Annotated in this window: 14 protein-coding genes; 12 read left to right on the top strand and 2 right to left on the bottom strand. The window is 68.1% G+C overall.

Annotated elements, in window-relative coordinates; genetic code table 11:
- Positions 1-587: 587 nt before the first annotated feature.
- Positions 588-1,433 (bottom strand): transposase, encoded by an 846-nt coding sequence (locus tag TthTMY_RS02960; RefSeq protein ID WP_096410485.1) that lies wholly within the window; start codon positions 1,431-1,433, stop codon positions 588-590.
- Here TthTMY_RS02960 and TthTMY_RS02955 point away from each other — a divergent pair.
- From TthTMY_RS02955 to TthTMY_RS02905, 11 genes are all read left to right on the top strand, one after another.
- Positions 1,432-2,673 (top strand): HD-GYP domain-containing protein, encoded by a 1,242-nt coding sequence (locus tag TthTMY_RS02955; protein WP_096412276.1) that lies wholly within the window; start codon positions 1,432-1,434, stop codon positions 2,671-2,673. The genes TthTMY_RS02960 and TthTMY_RS02955 overlap by 2 nt on opposite strands.
- Positions 2,674-2,723: 50 nt before the next feature.
- Positions 2,724-3,215: a DUF5317 domain-containing protein gene (locus tag TthTMY_RS02950; RefSeq protein ID WP_096413136.1), complete on the top strand. Its 492-nt coding sequence runs from the start codon at positions 2,724-2,726 to the stop codon at positions 3,213-3,215.
- 54 nt (positions 3,216-3,269) lie between these two features.
- Complete coding sequence (locus TthTMY_RS02945; RefSeq protein ID WP_096412273.1) at positions 3,270-4,274, top strand: homoisocitrate dehydrogenase; 1,005 nt, start codon at positions 3,270-3,272, stop codon at positions 4,272-4,274.
- A 134-nt stretch (positions 4,275-4,408) separates the two neighbouring features.
- Complete coding sequence (pilM, locus tag TthTMY_RS02940; protein ID WP_096412270.1) at positions 4,409-5,542, top strand: type IV pilus assembly protein PilM; 1,134 nt, start codon at positions 4,409-4,411, stop codon at positions 5,540-5,542.
- Positions 5,535-6,158 (top strand): flagellar protein FliT, encoded by a 624-nt coding sequence (locus tag TthTMY_RS02935; protein WP_223903394.1) that lies wholly within the window; start codon positions 5,535-5,537, stop codon positions 6,156-6,158. Before pilM ends, TthTMY_RS02935 begins: the two co-directional genes overlap by 8 nt.
- Complete coding sequence (gene pilO, locus TthTMY_RS02930) at positions 6,148-6,729, top strand: type 4a pilus biogenesis protein PilO (RefSeq protein ID WP_096412267.1); 582 nt, start codon at positions 6,148-6,150, stop codon at positions 6,727-6,729. The genes TthTMY_RS02935 and pilO overlap by 11 nt, the downstream gene beginning before the upstream one ends.
- Entirely contained in the window at positions 6,726-7,604 is an 879-nt protein-coding gene (locus TthTMY_RS02925; protein WP_096412264.1) for a competence protein, read from the top strand. Before pilO ends, TthTMY_RS02925 begins: the two co-directional genes overlap by 4 nt.
- Positions 7,601-9,874 (top strand): secretin N-terminal domain-containing protein, encoded by a 2,274-nt coding sequence (locus TthTMY_RS02920; RefSeq protein ID WP_096412261.1) that lies wholly within the window; start codon positions 7,601-7,603, stop codon positions 9,872-9,874. The genes TthTMY_RS02925 and TthTMY_RS02920 overlap by 4 nt, the downstream gene beginning before the upstream one ends.
- 58 nt (positions 9,875-9,932) lie before the next feature.
- Positions 9,933-11,084: a chorismate synthase gene (gene aroC, locus TthTMY_RS02915; protein ID WP_096412258.1), complete on the top strand. Its 1,152-nt coding sequence runs from the start codon at positions 9,933-9,935 to the stop codon at positions 11,082-11,084.
- Positions 11,085-11,103: 19 nt separating this feature from the next.
- Positions 11,104-11,658 (top strand): shikimate kinase, encoded by a 555-nt coding sequence (locus tag TthTMY_RS02910; RefSeq protein ID WP_096412256.1) that lies wholly within the window; start codon positions 11,104-11,106, stop codon positions 11,656-11,658.
- Complete coding sequence (locus TthTMY_RS02905; RefSeq protein ID WP_096412253.1) at positions 11,636-12,682, top strand: 3-dehydroquinate synthase; 1,047 nt, start codon at positions 11,636-11,638, stop codon at positions 12,680-12,682. Before TthTMY_RS02910 ends, TthTMY_RS02905 begins: the two co-directional genes overlap by 23 nt.
- Before the next feature lie 25 nt (positions 12,683-12,707).
- On the opposite strand, the gene rsmF is transcribed toward TthTMY_RS02905, so the two are convergent.
- Positions 12,708-14,078, bottom strand: a complete 1,371-nt coding sequence (rsmF, locus tag TthTMY_RS02900; protein ID WP_096412250.1) for a 16S rRNA (cytosine(1407)-C(5))-methyltransferase RsmF — start codon at positions 14,076-14,078, stop codon at positions 12,708-12,710.
- 52 nt (positions 14,079-14,130) lie between these two features.
- Between rsmF and TthTMY_RS02895 the strand changes: the two genes are divergently transcribed.
- Positions 14,131-14,505 carry a 4'-phosphopantetheinyl transferase superfamily protein gene (locus TthTMY_RS02895; protein WP_096412247.1) on the top strand — a complete coding sequence of 125 codons (375 nt, stop codon included), beginning with the start codon at positions 14,131-14,133 and terminating at the stop codon, positions 14,503-14,505.
- The last annotated feature ends 50 nt before the right edge of the window (positions 14,506-14,555 follow it).

Below are 14,555 nucleotides of genomic sequence, written 5' to 3'. Positions count from 1 at the left end.
TAGCGGCGCCGGTCTGTGCTAGGCTAAAGCAAGATACTAACCATTCCAGGATTATGTGAGGAGTAAAGCAATCTATTGCGTGCTGATACCTATTCTTCCCCTCTTGACAGTATTGACGACCCCCCCTAAAGTGAAAGACAAGCAGACGGGGCCGACCCCCCGGAAGCGGAAGAAAAGGAGGGATGAAGATGAAGAAGCTGATCGCGCGCGTGTTGGTTCTTCTCGGCAGCTTGATCGCTCTCGGGCTCGCGGCTGGGGCTTCTATGCACTGGGAGTAAAGACAGGGCCAGTGAAGCTGGCCCTTTTTTCTTGCCTGGAGGAGAGGAATTTGCTACACTCAAGCCACCATGGCCTTTAGACGCCTGGAGCTTCCCCCGCCGCGGGTGCTCTTTTTGGTTCTTTCGGCCTTTCTGACCTTTCTGACCCTTGAGGGCTTTTTACTCTGGGGTTATAGAGATACACCTATACGTTGGGGCCTTTTGGACTTGCTTTTCTGGGGCGGACTCATACTGTGGAGCGTCTTTGTTCGTGTACCTCTTCCCCTGAGCGCCAGCATGAGCCAACTTTTTATTCCTTCGTGTGCTACCTCATAGCTCCACCCCGGCCATCCTGAGAAGCACCCGGCTACGTATGAGGTTGTGAACGAGCAGGATGAGATTCACCCGGGCCACCAGCCCCCAGTAGGACCGCGCTTCTATCCGATGAAGCCCCAAAGACCGCACCATCACGCTAAACCGCGTCTCAATCCAGTTCCGTACCCTCCCCATCCACTCTTTCCATCCCGTCTCCACCACCGTTCCTCCCCTGACCCGATAGGGTGGCGTCTTGACCCCCTGGACCCAGCGAAAGCCCCGGTCCCCCAAGACCGCGGGCAGACCGTCCAGCAGGTCCCTCCCCCAGGTCTCCCGGGCATTCCCGGGGAGGATAGCCCAACGAAAAAAGAGGCCGCGCTCGTTCATCACCGGCATGAGAACGTAGCCCGCGAAAGCCCCCAGGGGGCCCACCCCCACAGCGGCCTCAGGAAGGTCCAAGCCGTGAATCCGGTGGCCGTGGGCCAGGGGGATGGGTTTGAGGTCCACCACCTGCAGAAGACCTTGCCCTCCGGAGAGCCTTATGGCCAGGTGAGCCAACAACCCCTGAGCCTTCTGAAGGACCCGGTAGAAGCGGGAGAGGTGGGGGAGGGAGGGGAAGTAGGCCTTGAGGGTGGTCTTGGCGGCCAGGTAGCCTTTGGCGAGGTCCTGGCCTTGCAACAGGACGAAGATGGCGAGGGTCAAGAGCTCGGCCAGGGTGGCCTTCTGGTGCTTTTGCTTTGGGGGGAGCTTGAATCCTTGGGCCTGCAGGGCTTTCAGTTCGTCATCTACCCAGACGTAGATAGCCACGAGAAGGGTCTCTGCGTCAAGATGGTAAAGGGGGTGCTCACGATCTTGCCGCATGGCACCCCCTCTTTTTTCACACCCCGGGGGTCCAGATCAAGTAGCACACGAAGGTATTTTTGCTCTTGCGCTGGTAGTTTTAACGCCTCCATGGATTCCCCCTCTTTTCAGCTTCCTCTTTCAATGGAGCCGTAAGGTCTGGTACAAGGAGCTCTTCAACCGCTCCCAGGACGGCCTGGCCACCGCCCTGGCGGCCCTGGCCTGGCAGTTTTTCCAGCAGAACCCCCTTTACCTCGGTTCCTGGAACCTATCCGCAGGGGTGGGCATCGCCGCGGCCTCCCTGGCCTTTTTTCTCGCCAACACCACCCTGGTGACCACCGCCATCCACCTGGCCAACAACGTCCCATGGCGAGAGGTTTGGCGCAAAAACTCCGCGTGGATTGCTGCCAGCTACCTCCTCCTCTCCCCCATCGCCCTCCTCCTGGCCCGGGCCTACGAGACGCCCCTTCTCGCGGGCTGGGGCGGGTGGACGGTGCTCTTCTTCCTCATCCCCCTCTACTACAGCCGCTTCTACTGGGACGAGAAGGTGCGCCTGGAGCAGGCCTTTGACACCACCCTGGAGCTTCTCATGAACGCCCTGGAGGCCAAGGACCCCATGACCCGCCTCCACTCCGAGCGCGTGGCGGACATCTCCCGCGACCTGGCCCGGAAGATAAAAAACGGGGACGAGGCCTACGCCCAGGCCATCTACCGGGCGGCCCGGCTCCACGACATCGGCAAGATCGCCATCCCCGAGGCCGTCCTCCTCAAGCCCGGAACCCTCACCCCCCAAGAGTTCGCCCTCATCCAAAGCCACACCACCAAGGGGGCCGAGCTCCTCTCCCCGGCGCGGAAGGTGGCCTTTGACCAGCTCGTCTACAACGTCATCCTCTACCACCACGAGCGCTGGGACGGGCGGGGCTACCCAAAACGGCTCGCCGGGCACGAGATCCCCGAGGAAGCCCGCATCGTGGGCCTGGCGGACGCTTACGAGGCCATGACCGCGGGCCGCCCCTACCGCGAGGCCAAGACCCCCGAGGAAGCGCTAAGGGAGGTCCAGGAGTTCTCCGGCCACCAGTTTGACCCCCGGTTGGTGGAAGCCTTCACCGAGCTTTGGGCGCAGAACCCCATCTGGCGCGACCGCCACGCCTACCTGGCGGCAAAGGAGGGATCGGTATCACGCTCTACCTTTTCGCAGCCCTCTTCGGCCTCGGCCTCGCCCTTGCCCTCGGAGCCCGGCTCAAGGACCTCGGAGGAATAGAGCTCAAGGCGGCCTGGGCCTTTTTCCTGGCCGCCCTCCTGGAAGGGGGGCTGGCCTACGGGACTTACCGGGGCCTCTTCCCCCCGGAGGTGGCCGGCCCCTTGGCCAAGCTTCTGGTCCTCCTCCTGGTGGGCTACGGCCTTTACCAGAACCGCCACCTGAAAAGCCTCTACCTGGTGCTCCTGGGCCTTTTCCTCAACACCCTGGTGATCTTCGCCAACGGGGGGCACATGCCGGTAAGCCTCGCCGCTCTGGAGCGGGCGGGCATCGCGGAGTTTGCAGGCCTCCTGCGCACCAAAGGGGACGCGGTCCACGCCCTTCTGGACGAGACCACGCGCCTGCCCTTCTTAGGGGACGTGATCCCCCTGCCCCCCTTGCGCAAGGTGGTGAGCCCGGGGGACCTCTTCATCCTCCTGGGGATCGTCGGCGTGGTGGTGGAGGGGGCCCTTAAGGGCGGGATCCGCCTAGGGCGGAGGGCGCTCGCCCTCCGCCTCCTCCTCTACCTCGCCTTTGTCCTCGCCCTCCTCACCCTGCGCGGGTAAGGCGGGGTGTAGTGTATATTCCCCAAGGGGCCATACCCCTGACCGGGAGGAAGCATGGCGTACCGGATCTGCTTGATTGAGGGCGACGGCATCGGGCACGAGGTCATTCCCGCGGCGCGGAGGGTGCTGGAGGCCACGGGCCTCCCCCTGGAGTTCGTGGAGGCGGAGGCGGGCTGGGAGACCTTTGAGAGAAGAGGGACCTCCGTCCCCGAGGAGACGGTGGAGAAGATCCTCTCCTGCCACGCCACCCTCTTCGGGGCCGCCACCAGCCCCACCCGTAAAGTGCCGGGCTTCTTTGGGGCCATCCGCTACCTCAGGCGCAGGCTGGACCTCTACGCCAACGTCCGCCCCGCCAAAAGCCGCCCCATCCCGGGAAGCCGCCCCGGCGTGGACCTGGTCATCGTCCGGGAGAACACCGAAGGGCTTTACGTGGAGCAGGAAAGGCGCTACCTGGACGTGGCCATCGCCGACGCCGTCATCTCCAAGAAGGCCAGCGAGCGCATCGGCCGGGCCGCCTTAAGGATCGCGGAGAGCCGGCCCCGCAAAACCCTTCACATCGCCCACAAGGCCAACGTCCTCCCCCTCACTCAGGGGCTCTTCCTGGACACGGTCAAGGAAGTGGCCAAGGACTTCCCCCTGGTGAACGTGCAGGACATCATCGTGGACAACTGCGCCATGCAGCTCGTCATGCGTCCCGAGCGCTTTGACGTCATCGTCACCACCAACCTCCTGGGGGACATCCTCTCCGACCTCGTCGCGGGGCTCGTGGGGGGGTTGGGCCTCGCCCCCTCGGGCAACATCGGGGACACCACCGCGGTCTTTGAGCCCGTCCACGGCTCCGCCCCCGACATCGCGGGCAAGGGCATCGCCAACCCCACGGCGGCCATCCTCTCCGCGGCCATGATGCTGGACTACCTGGGGGAGAAGGAGGCGGCCAAGCGGGTGGAGAAGGCGGTGGACCTGGTGCTGGAGCGGGGGCCCAGGACCCCCGACCTGGGCGGGGACGCCACTACGGAAGCCTTCACCGAGGCCGTGGTGGAGGCGCTCAAGAACCTGTAGGCGGGAAAGGCTTCCTGGCTCCCAAAGGGGGCCAGGCTTCCTTTTTAGGGTTGTCAGGTAATAGAAAAAGCGTTATGCTAAGCGCTAGGGATTCGCGGTTGGCCTTCCCGAAGGCGCCGGTATGAGGAGGGGGTGTGTTCAAAAGCCTTAGCCAGCTCTTCCGACCCAGGGTTGAGGCCCTGGGGTTGGAGATCGGGGCCTCCGCCCTGAAGCTCGTGGAGGTGTCCGGGAACCCCCCTGCCCTCAAAGCCCTGGCCTCCCGCCCCACCCCGCCCGGCCTCCTGGTGGAAGGGATGGTGGCCGAGCCTACCGCGTTGGCCCAGGAGATCAAGGAGCTTCTCCTCGAGGCCCGCACCCGCAAGCGCTACGTGATCACCGCCCTCTCCAACCTGTCGGTGATCCTCCGCCCCATCCAGGTCCCCAAGATGCCCCTCAAGGAGATGGAAGAGGCGGTGCGCTGGGAGGCGGAGCGCTACATTCCCTTCCCCATTGACGAAGTGGTCCTGGACTTCGCCCCCCTGACCCCCCTCTCCGAGGTGCAGGAGGGGGAGCAGGTCCAGGTGATGGTGGCGGCGGCGCGGCAGGAGGCGGTGGCGGGGGTCCTCGAGGCCCTGAGGGGGGCGGGGCTCGTCCCCGTGGTGCTGGACGTGAAGCCCTTCGCCGGGCTTTACCCTCTGGAGGCCAGGCTTGCGGAGGAACCCCACCGGGTCTTCCTCGTCCTGGACATCGGGGCCGAGAGCACGAGCCTCGTCCTGCTCCGGGGGGACAAGCCCCTGGCAGTGCGCGTCCTCACCCTCTCGGGCAAGGACTTCACCGAGGCCATCGCCCGAAGCTTCAACCTGGACCTCCTCGCCGCCGAAGAGGTGAAGCGGACCTACGGGATGGCCACCATCCCCACCGAGGACGAGGAGCTCCTCCTGGACTTTGACGCCGAACGGGAGCGCTACAGCCCGGGGCGCATCTACGACGCCATCCGCCCGGTGCTGGTGGAGCTCACCCAGGAGCTCCGCCGTAGCCTGGAGTTCTTCCGCATCCAGCTGGAGGAGGCCTCGCCCGAGGTGGGCTACCTCCTGGGCGGGGGGAGCAAGCTCAGGGGGCTTGCCTCCCTCCTCACCGACACCCTGGGGGTGAACTTTGAGCCCGTGAACCCCTGGGAGGCGGTGGCGGTGGACCCCAAGCGCTTTGAGGCGGAGCAACTCCAGGAGATGGGGCCGGAGTTCGCCGTGGCCCTGGGCTTGGCGTTGAGGGGGGTGGAGCCCCTTGATTAGGCTGAACCTCCTCCCCAAGAACCTCCGGCGCCGGGTGGAACCGGGCTGGTGGCGCCTTCTCGCCTTCCTCTTCGCCCTGGTCGTCCTCGGGGTCTTGGGGCTCGTTCACTACACCGCCTACACCGAGCTTTCCCTGGCCAAGGCGGAGCGGGACCAGCTCCAGGCGGAGGTGGAGGCCCTGAGGCCCTTCATCGCCGAGCTCGGCCGCCTGCAGGAGGAGCGTAAGGCCCTCGAGGCCCTCCTCGCCATCCGGGAAGGCCTGGAGAAAAACGCCGTGCCCTGGTCCCAGTACCTGGCCGCCTTCATCAACCAGATCCCCAGGGCGGGGGGGCGCCTCGAGGTGGCCCTCCGCTCGGTGAGCGCCCGCGCCCTCTCGGAAGAGGAGGCCGCCCGCGTGGCCCAGGAGGGCACCTACGACGGCAAGCGGATCCGGGTGGAGTTCGCCCTCCAGGGGGAGGCCCTGAGCCGGGAGGCCTTGGTCCGGTTCATCCGGGCCTTTGAGACCTCTCCCCGGTTCGGCATTGAGTTCCAAGGGGCCTCCCTGGACGAGGGCCGGGGGCTTTACACCTTCAGCGCCCGCGTGGGCGTGACGGGGGGTGAAAGCGGTGCTCGCTAGGCTGGGACAGCGGGAGTGGGCCCTCCTGGCCATGGTCCTCACCGCCCTCCTGGGGCTCCTCTGGTACTACCTGCTCATCGTGCCCACGAGGCAGGAGATCGCGACCGTCCGGCAGGAGATTGACCGCCTCACCATAGAGCGCAACCGCGGGCTCCAGGCCCGGCGGGCCCTTCCCGAGCTCCGCGCCACCATCGCCGCCCTTCAGGCCCAAAGGCTCGCCTTCCTCCGGGCCCTGCCCCGGGAAGAAAGGCTCGCCGAGGTCCTCTCCGAGGTGCTCCAGGACGCGGAGGCGAACGGGGTGGTGGTCCGAAGCTTCACCCGAAGCCGCGCCTCGGCCCCGGTGCCCGAGGTGCGGGCCGTGAACCTGGCCTTGGCCCTCGAGGCCCCCTTCCCCGAGACCTACGCCTACCTGCGGCGCCTGGAGGACCTCTCCCGCTTCAGCACCCTTTCCGGCCTCAACCTGAGCGTCCAGAGCCAGGAAGCGAACCCCACCCTCGCCACCAGCCTCACCTTGACCGTCTACGTGCTGGCCCAGGGGGTGGAGGCGGAAACGGGAGGGGGCACCCCATGAAGAACGCCTGGCAACGCCTGAAGGAAGCCTGGGAAAACCTGCCCAGGTCCACCAAGATCCTCCTGGCGGCCCTCCTTCTCGTGGGGAACGTGGCCCTTTGGTACGTGGGCCTCTACCTCCCGGCCCAGGTGACGGAAGCGCCCACCCCAGCCCCCTCCACGCAGGTCATTGAGGCCCCGCCAATCCCGCCCCTCGCCCCCCAGGAAGAGGCCAAGCCACAGGCCGAAGCCCCGGCCCAAGGGGAGGGCCAGGCGCCCACTTCTCCCCAAGAGGAGGCCCAGGCGCCCCCGCCTGCCCCCGTGGCCCGGGCCGAGCCTCCGCCCCCGAACCCCTTCGTCCCCCTGGTGGTGGAAACCCCACCCCCACCTCCGGCCCCCGCCTCCCGCCCGGCGCCCGTCCCCGAGGGACCCCCCGTCCGGGTCCAGCCCCCCGCCCCGGCCCCCCGGGCGGCCCCCGCCACCCGGCCCATTCCCGGGACCTCCGGCGCCCTCCCGGCGCCCAAGGTCCTCTCCCCCGCCCTGGCCGCCCCCCTGCCCGAGCCCAAGGAAACGCCGCCTAAGGTCGCCCTGCCCACGGCGCTCGTGGAGGCCCCCCTCCCCGGGCCCGAGGAAAGAGGGGCGGAGGAGCCCCCCACCCCGGCCTCGCCGCTGGAGCGCCTGGTGGCGGAAAAGGGGCTCCGCCTCTCGGGGACCCTCCTCGGCCCCGTGAGCGTGGCCATCCTGGAGAGCAAGGAGGGCTACCTCGTCGTCCCGGTGGGAAGCCCCATCCCCGGCACGGAGGCCGTGGTGCGCCAGGTGGAGGAAGGAAGCGTGACCCTGGCCTTGAAGGAGGAAACCTTGAACTTGTCCCTCGTCCAAGCTGGAGGTGGCCAATGAAGAGCGCGTGGATCCGTGCGGCCGTGATCGCCCTCGCAGGGCTAGGGGCCTTTGGCCTTGCGGGGAGCTTTCCCGAGGAGCCCCGCTTCCAGGCCCCGGTGAACCTCAAGGTCTCGGAATCCCAGGTCAAGGCGGGCCAGACCCTGCCCTTGGACGTGGTCCTCGAGGCCCTGGCGAGGAGCGTGGGCCTCCAGCCCCTCATCTACCGGGCCTACGATACAAGCGGAGACCCCGCCAAGGCTCAGCCCCCCCTGCCCAACATCAAGCTGGACTTCCAGGGCAAGCCCTTCCGGGAGGTGTGGGACCTCCTCTTCGCCACCTACGGGGTCCAGTACGGCCTGGACTACCTCTTCCTGCCCCCCGACGTGGTGGTGGTGGCCCCCACCCAGGTGATCACCGCCCTGGTGGACGCCCCAAGCCGCGCGGGGACCACGGAGCGCAGGCCCTACATCGTGGGCATCCCCGAGATCGCCTACGAGCGCACGGAGACGGACGCCCAGGGCCAGACCCGCACCGTGGTCAACATTGAGGGCGCCAAGACCTGGGTGCAAAACGACCTCCTCCCCTTCCTCTCCCGGGAGGCCGCAGGGCTCAACGCGAACTGGATCGTGGTGGAGGAGGGCGGGAGGCTCAAGGCCGTCCTCTCCGTCCTCGCCACCCCCGAGCAGCACGCCCGCTTCGCCGACATCCTGCAACGGGCGGGGATTGACTTCCGCCCCCTCCCCGCCCTGGCCCAGCCCAAGCCCCGGGTGGAGAGGACCTACACCCTCACCTACGCCACCTTCCCCGACCTCCTCGCCTTCCTTCAGTCCCGCCTCCCCGAGGCCCAGATCAGCGTGGTGCCCACCAACCCCCAAAGGGCCATCGTCCTCGCCACCGAGGAGGACCACGCCCGCTTGAGCGAGCTCCTGAAGGCCGCCGACGTCCCCAAGACCGTCCGGAAGGTCTACGCCTTGCAGAACCTCACCTTCAGGGAGGCCCAGGAACGCCTAAAGCCCCTCCTGGAAAAGGAGCTCAAGGGGGCCCGCCTGGAGGGTCTCCCCGGCAACCCCAAGGCCCTCCTCCTCGAGGCCCCCGAGGCGGAGCACGCCCTCTTCGCCGAGATCCTGAAGGCCCTGGACGTCCCCCCCCAGGCCCCCGAAGCCCCCCAGGAGGCCACCTTAAGGCGCCTCTACCCCCTGCGCTACGCCAACGCCGAGCAGGTGGCCCCCTTCCTCGCCCGGGAGGTGCCGGGGATCGTGGTCCAGACCGTCCCCGGCCAACCCGTTCTCTCGGTGCGGGGCACGGAGAAGCAGCTTGCCGAGGTGGAAAGCCTCCTCGCCCAGATTGACCGGGCCCCCGAGCAGGGCCCCCCCGTCTTCCAGCGGGCCTACCAGCTCTCCAACGCCAAGGCGGTGGAGCTCGCCCAGGTGCTCCAGGAGGCGCTCAAGGCCCGGCAGGCCCAGAACCAGGGCCAGCAGAACCAGGCCCTCCCCACCCGGGAGGCCACGGTGGTGGCCGACCCCAGGACCAACACCCTCATCGTCACCGGCACCCAGGAGGACCTCGCCCTGGTGGAGGGCCTCATCCCCAGGCTGGACCAGGCGGTGCCCCAGGTGAACCTCCGGGTGCGCATCCAAGAGGTGCAGTCCAACCTCACCCGCAACCTCGGCCTCAAGTGGAACACCGTGGCCGGGGGGAACGTGGTGGCGAGCGTTTTGGACTCGGGGCTTTCCCTCATCTTTGACTCCACCCGTAGCCTCGCCGCCCTCAACATCCTGGCCACCCTCGAGGCCCTCCAGCGCCAGGGCCTTTCCCGGGCCCTCCGGGATGTGAACCAGACGGTGCTCAACAACCAGACCGCCCGGCTCCAGTCCGGCGAAACCTTCCTCATCCGCCGGGTGGTGGGGGACCGGGTGGAGCGGGTGCCCTTTGACATCGGCATCATCGTGGAGGTCACCCCGCAGATCACCGCCGACGGCCAGATCCTCCTCAACATCAAGGCCGAGGTCTCGGGGAACGTCCAACGCAACCCCGTGGACGGGGACGTGGACCGCTTCACCAAGCAGGTGGTGACCACCACCCTCCGGGTGAGGGACGGGGAGACCGTGGTCCTCGGGGGCCTCACCTCCCAGGAGAACAACCAGACCCAGCAGGGGGTGCCCCTCCTCATGGACATCCCCCTCATCGGGGAGCTCTTCAAGCAACGGACCAACGAGACCACGGACCGGGAGCTTCTGGTGGTCATCACCGCCGACATCCTCAAGGAGACGGCCTCGGCGAACCCCTAAGAGGCCGGGCGTGCCGCAAGGGGGGCCCACAGGCCCCCCTTTGGCCTACAATGTCCCCATGCGGTTTCTCACGGCAGGCGAGTCCCACGGGCCCGAGCTTCTCGCCATCATTGAAGGGCTTCCCGCCGGGCTTCCCCTTAGCGAGGAGGACATCAACCCCTGGCTGGAGAAGCGGCAGAAGGGCTACGGCCGGGGCCGGCGCATGGTCATTGAGCGCGACCGGGTGGAGTTTCGCGCCGGGGTGAGGGCGGGCCGCACCACGGGCGCCCCCGTGGCCTTGGCCATCAAGAACGCCGACTTCAAGAACTGGGCCGAGATCATGGACCCCGCCCCGGGGAACTGGCCCAGGAAACGGGCCCTGACCGCGGCCAGGCCGGGCCACGCCGACCTCGTCGGGGGCATGAAGTACGGGCACAAGGACCTGAGGGACGTGCTGGAAAGGGCCAGCGCCCGGGAGACGGCCATGCGGGTGGCCGTGGGGGCCGTGGCCATGAAGCTCCTCTCCCTCCTCGGGGTGGAGGGGGTGGGGTATGTGCCGGGGATGGCGGGGGTGTGGTCCCAGGTGCCCTTCTCCTGGGACCTTTTGCCCCGCATTGAGGAAAGCCCCTTGCGCATGACCGACCCCGAGGCCGAGGCCGAGGCCATCCGCCGCATTGACCAGGCCAAGGCCGAGGGGGACACCCTGGGCGGGGTCATTGAGGCCCGCTTCCGGGGGCTCGTGCCGGGCCTGGGAAGCCACGTCCACTGGGACCGGAAGCTGGACGGAAGGCTCGCCCAGATGGCCCTCTCCATTCCCGCGGTAAAGGGAGTGGAGATCGGCCCCGCCTTTGAAAACGCCATGAAGCGGGGCTCCGAGGTGCACGACGCCATCTACTGGAGCCCGGAGCGGGGCTTCTACCGGAAGACCAACCGGGCAGGGGGGCTGGAAGGGGGCATGACCACGGGGGAGGAGCTCGTGATCCGGGCCGCCTTAAAACCCATCGCCACCCTGATGAAGCCCCTCCCCACCGTGGACGTGGTGACCCACGAGCCCAAGGACGCCGCCAGGGAGAGAAGCGACACCACGGCGGTGCCCGCGGCGAGCGTCATCCTCTGCGCCCTCTCGGCCATCGTCCTGGCCCAGGCCTACCTGGAGAAGTTCGGGGGGGACACCCTGGAGGAAGTCCAGGAGCGGGTGGAGCGCTACCGGGAGCGGGTGCGGGCCTACTGAGCCCGGGTAGGATAGGAGGATGGCCCGCCTCGAGGTCCCCCGCCCCGCCACCTTCGTGAGCCTCACCGGGTTCATGGGGGTGGGGAAAAGCCGCATCGGGCGGGAGCTCGCCCGGGCGCTCATGCTCCACTTCATTGACCTGGACCGCTACATAGAGCGGCGCACCGGGATCTCCATCCCCGACATCTTCCGCCACCTGGGGGAGGAGGCCTTCCGCAGGATGGAGAAGGAGGCGGTGCGGGAGCTCGTGGGAAAGGACTACCTGGTCCTCTCCCTGGGCGGGGGGACCTTCATGGACCCGGAAAGCCAAAAGGCCCTCCTCAGCCGCGGGCCCGTGGTGGCCCTATGGGCAAGCCCGGAGACCATCCTGGAAAGGACCCTGCGCAAGCCCGGGGAAAGGCCCCTCCTCCAGGTGGAAAACCCCCTGGAGAGGATCCGGACCCTCCTCGAGGTCCGGGCCCCCGTCTACCGCAAGGCCCACATCCACGTCTCCACCGACGGGCGTCGCGTGGAGGACGTGGTGGAGGAGATCGTGGAGAAGCTCTGGCGCCATGCAGAGGCTAGAGGTACGTGAACCCGTCCCCTACCCCATCCTCGTGGGGGAAGGGGTCCTGAAGGAGGTCCCCCCGCCTGCGGGCCCCGCCGCCCTTCTCTTTGACGAGAAGGTGGAGGGCTTCGCCCAGGAGGTGGCGAAGGCCCTGGGCGTGCGCCACCTCCTGGGGCTTCCCGGGGGAGAGGCGGCGAAGTCCTTGGAGGTCTACGGGAAGGTCCTCTCCTGGCTTGCGGAAAGGGGGCTTCCCCGGAACACCACCCTCCTCGTGGTGGGGGGCGGGACCCTCACGGACCTGGGGGGCTTCGTGGCCGCCACCTACCTCCGGGGGGTGGCTTACCTCGCCTTCCCCACCACCACCTTGGCCATCGTGGACGCAAGCGTGGGAGGGAAGACCGGGATCAACCTCCCCGAGGGGAAGAACCTGGTGGGGGCCTTCCACTTCCCCCAGGGGGTCTACGCCGAGCTTAGGGCGCTCAGGACCCTTCCCCTCCCCACTTTCAAGGAGGGCCTGGTGGAGGCCTTCAAGCACGGGCTCATCGCCGGGGACGAGGCCCTTCTCAAGGTGGAGGATCTCACGCCGCAAAGCCCCCGCCTCGAGGCCTTCTTGGCCAGGGCGGTGGCGGTGAAGGTGCGGGTTACCGAGGAAGACCCCCTGGAGAAGGGGCAAAGGCGCCTTTTAAACCTCGGCCACACCCTGGGCCACGCCCTGGAGGCCCAAACCCGCCACGCCCTCCCCCACGGGATGGCCGTGGCCTACGGCCTCCTCTACGCCGCCCTTCTGGGAAGGGCCCTCGGGGGCGAGGACCTTTTGCCCCTCGTGCGCCGCCTCCTCCTTTGGCTCTCCCCCCCTCCCCTGCCGCCTTTCGCCTTTGAAGACCTCCTCCCCTACCTCCTCCGGGACAAGAAGAAGGTCTCGGAAAGCCTCCACTGGGTGGTGCCTCTGGCCCCGGGGAGGCTTGTGGTGCGCCCCTTACCCGAAGGCCTCCTTCGGGAGGCCTACAGCGCCTGGCGGGAGGAGCTCAAGGGGCTTGGCCTCCTCCGCTAGGCCCCCATGCTGGCTTGGGCCAGCCTCAAAGCCCCACCCCCACGGGCCTCAGCACCCCCCGCTTGGCCTTGCCGAAGTCCAGGGGGAACTCCCCCGCCGCCGTCTTCAGGACCACCAGGGCCAAGGCCAGGTCCTCCCCCTCCCAGGCCACCCCCTCCCCCGTGGCGAAGGCCAGGGCCCTGGGGTCCTCGGGGAGGAGGGCGAGGCGGGGAAGCCCCTCGGGCCAGGGAAGGGTGGCCCCTAAGGCGAGGGCGAGGGCCCTCGCAGGGAGAAAGCGGCCCTTCTGCACCTTGCCCAGGTAGAGGCCCGGGGCGGGGGCCTTGAGGCCCGAGAGGTCGGGAAGCCCCTCGGGGAGGAGGTAGAGGTGGCCCGCCCGGTCAAGAAGGGGGCCTTCTAGGGAAAGCCCCGCCTCCTCCAAAAAGCTCCTAAGGGCCCGCGCGGCCTCCGGGGAGAGGGGGGAAGGGCGTTCCAGGCGGGGCGTGCTCCAGGCCCCCCCCTCCTTGCGGAAACGGGCGAGGAAGTGGCCTTCCCCCTCGAGGCGGTGGGGCCAGAGCCTCGCGGTCTTGAGAAGCTCCGGGTTCCCTTCCCCCCACTCCGGCACCCCCGGGGCGAAGAGGGGGTGGAGGCGGGCGTCCTCGAGGCGGAACTCCGGGTGCGCCTTGAGAAAGTGGGCCACCACCCCCTCGTTCTCCTCGGGGGCGAAGGTGCAGGTGGAGTAGACCAGCACCCCCCCAGGCCCCACAAGCCTCGCCGCCTGGGCCAGAAGGGCCTTCTGCACCTCCGCCATCCTCTTGGGCGCCGAGGGGCCCCAGTGGCGCACCGCCTCCCTGTCCTTGCGGAACATCCCCTCCCCCGAGCAGGGGGCGTCCAGGAGGACCCGGTGGAAGTAGGCCCCGAAGGCCTCGGCCAGGGCCCTGGGAGGGGCCTGGGTCACGGCGAGGGGTGCCCCCCAGCGCTCGGCGTTTTCCAGAAGGCCCCTGAGGCGCTTCCCGTCCACCTCGTTGGCCAAAAGAAGCCCCCTCCCCCCCATGCGGGCCGCCAGGTGGGTGGTCTTGCCCCCCGGGGCCGCCGCCAGGTCCAAGACCCTTTCCCCAGGCTTCGGGTCCAGGAGGACCCCCACCGCCTGGGCGCTCGGCTCCTGGATGTAGTAGAGCCCAGCGTAGAAGAAGGGGTGGGGGCCGGGCCTGGCCTCCTCGGGGTAGTAAAACCCCTCCGGGCACCAGGGGATGGGCCTGAGGGGCCAAGGGGAGATCTTCCTAAAGGCCTCGGGGGAAAGCTTCAGGGTGTTCACCCGAAGACCGTAGGTGCGCTTCCCCTCCGTGAGGGCCTTGAGGAAGGCGGGAAACTCCTCGCCCAGAAGCTCGGCCATGCGGGAGAGGAAGGCCTTGGGCAGCACCCGAGTACCCTAGCACGGAAGGCCCGAAGGCCTCAAGGGATACCATGGGCCCATGATCGTCGCCCTCGGGGCCGATTTGGTGGAGATCGCCCGCGTGGAAAGGCTTCTTTTCCGCCACGGGGAGAGGGCTTTAAAGAGGCTTTTTCACGAGGAGGAGGTGGCCTACGCCCTCGCCCGCCAAAACCCTTTCCCGAGCCTCGCCGCCCGCCTCGCGGCCAAGGAGGCCTTCCAGAAGTGCTGGCCGGAAAGCTTCTCCTGGAAGGAGGTCTGGGTGGGGATGGAAGGGAAAAGGCCCGCCCTTCGCTTCGCCCCCCGGATAGGGGCCCGCATGGCGGAGGAAGGGCTTTTCGCCCACCTCTCCCTAAGCCACGAGCGGGGGATGGCCCTGGCGGTGGTGGTCCTCGAGGCTAGGGCACGAGGCGGATGAAACCTCCGCCGCCCAGGTCCGCTCCGCGTCCGCGAGAGGGCTGCCACGAG

The organism is Thermus thermophilus (assembly GCF_019974155.1).
Lineage (GTDB): Bacteria > Deinococcota > Deinococci > Deinococcales > Thermaceae > Thermus > Thermus thermophilus_C.
Note: the sequence above shows the minus strand (reverse complement) of the source record. Positions and strands in the feature narration are given on the sequence as shown.

Coding starts and splice junctions, on each gene's coding strand:
- TthTMY_RS02955 (WP_096412276.1), top strand. CDS start 1,432: ATGGCACCCCCTCTTTTTTCACACCCCGGGGGTCCAGATCAAGTAGCA.
- TthTMY_RS02945 (WP_096412273.1), top strand. CDS start 3,270: ATGGCGTACCGGATCTGCTTGATTGAGGGCGACGGCATCGGGCACGAG.
- TthTMY_RS02920 (WP_096412261.1), top strand. CDS start 7,601: ATGAAGAGCGCGTGGATCCGTGCGGCCGTGATCGCCCTCGCAGGGCTA.
- TthTMY_RS02910 (WP_096412256.1), top strand. CDS start 11,104: ATGGCCCGCCTCGAGGTCCCCCGCCCCGCCACCTTCGTGAGCCTCACC.
- TthTMY_RS02895 (WP_096412247.1), top strand. CDS start 14,131: ATGATCGTCGCCCTCGGGGCCGATTTGGTGGAGATCGCCCGCGTGGAA.
- TthTMY_RS02960 (WP_096410485.1), bottom strand. CDS start 1,433: ATGCGGCAAGATCGTGAGCACCCCCTTTACCATCTTGACGCAGAGACC.
- aroC (WP_096412258.1), top strand. CDS start 9,933: ATGCGGTTTCTCACGGCAGGCGAGTCCCACGGGCCCGAGCTTCTCGCC.
- TthTMY_RS02905 (WP_096412253.1), top strand. CDS start 11,636: ATGCAGAGGCTAGAGGTACGTGAACCCGTCCCCTACCCCATCCTCGTG.
- TthTMY_RS02925 (WP_096412264.1), top strand. CDS start 6,726: ATGAAGAACGCCTGGCAACGCCTGAAGGAAGCCTGGGAAAACCTGCCC.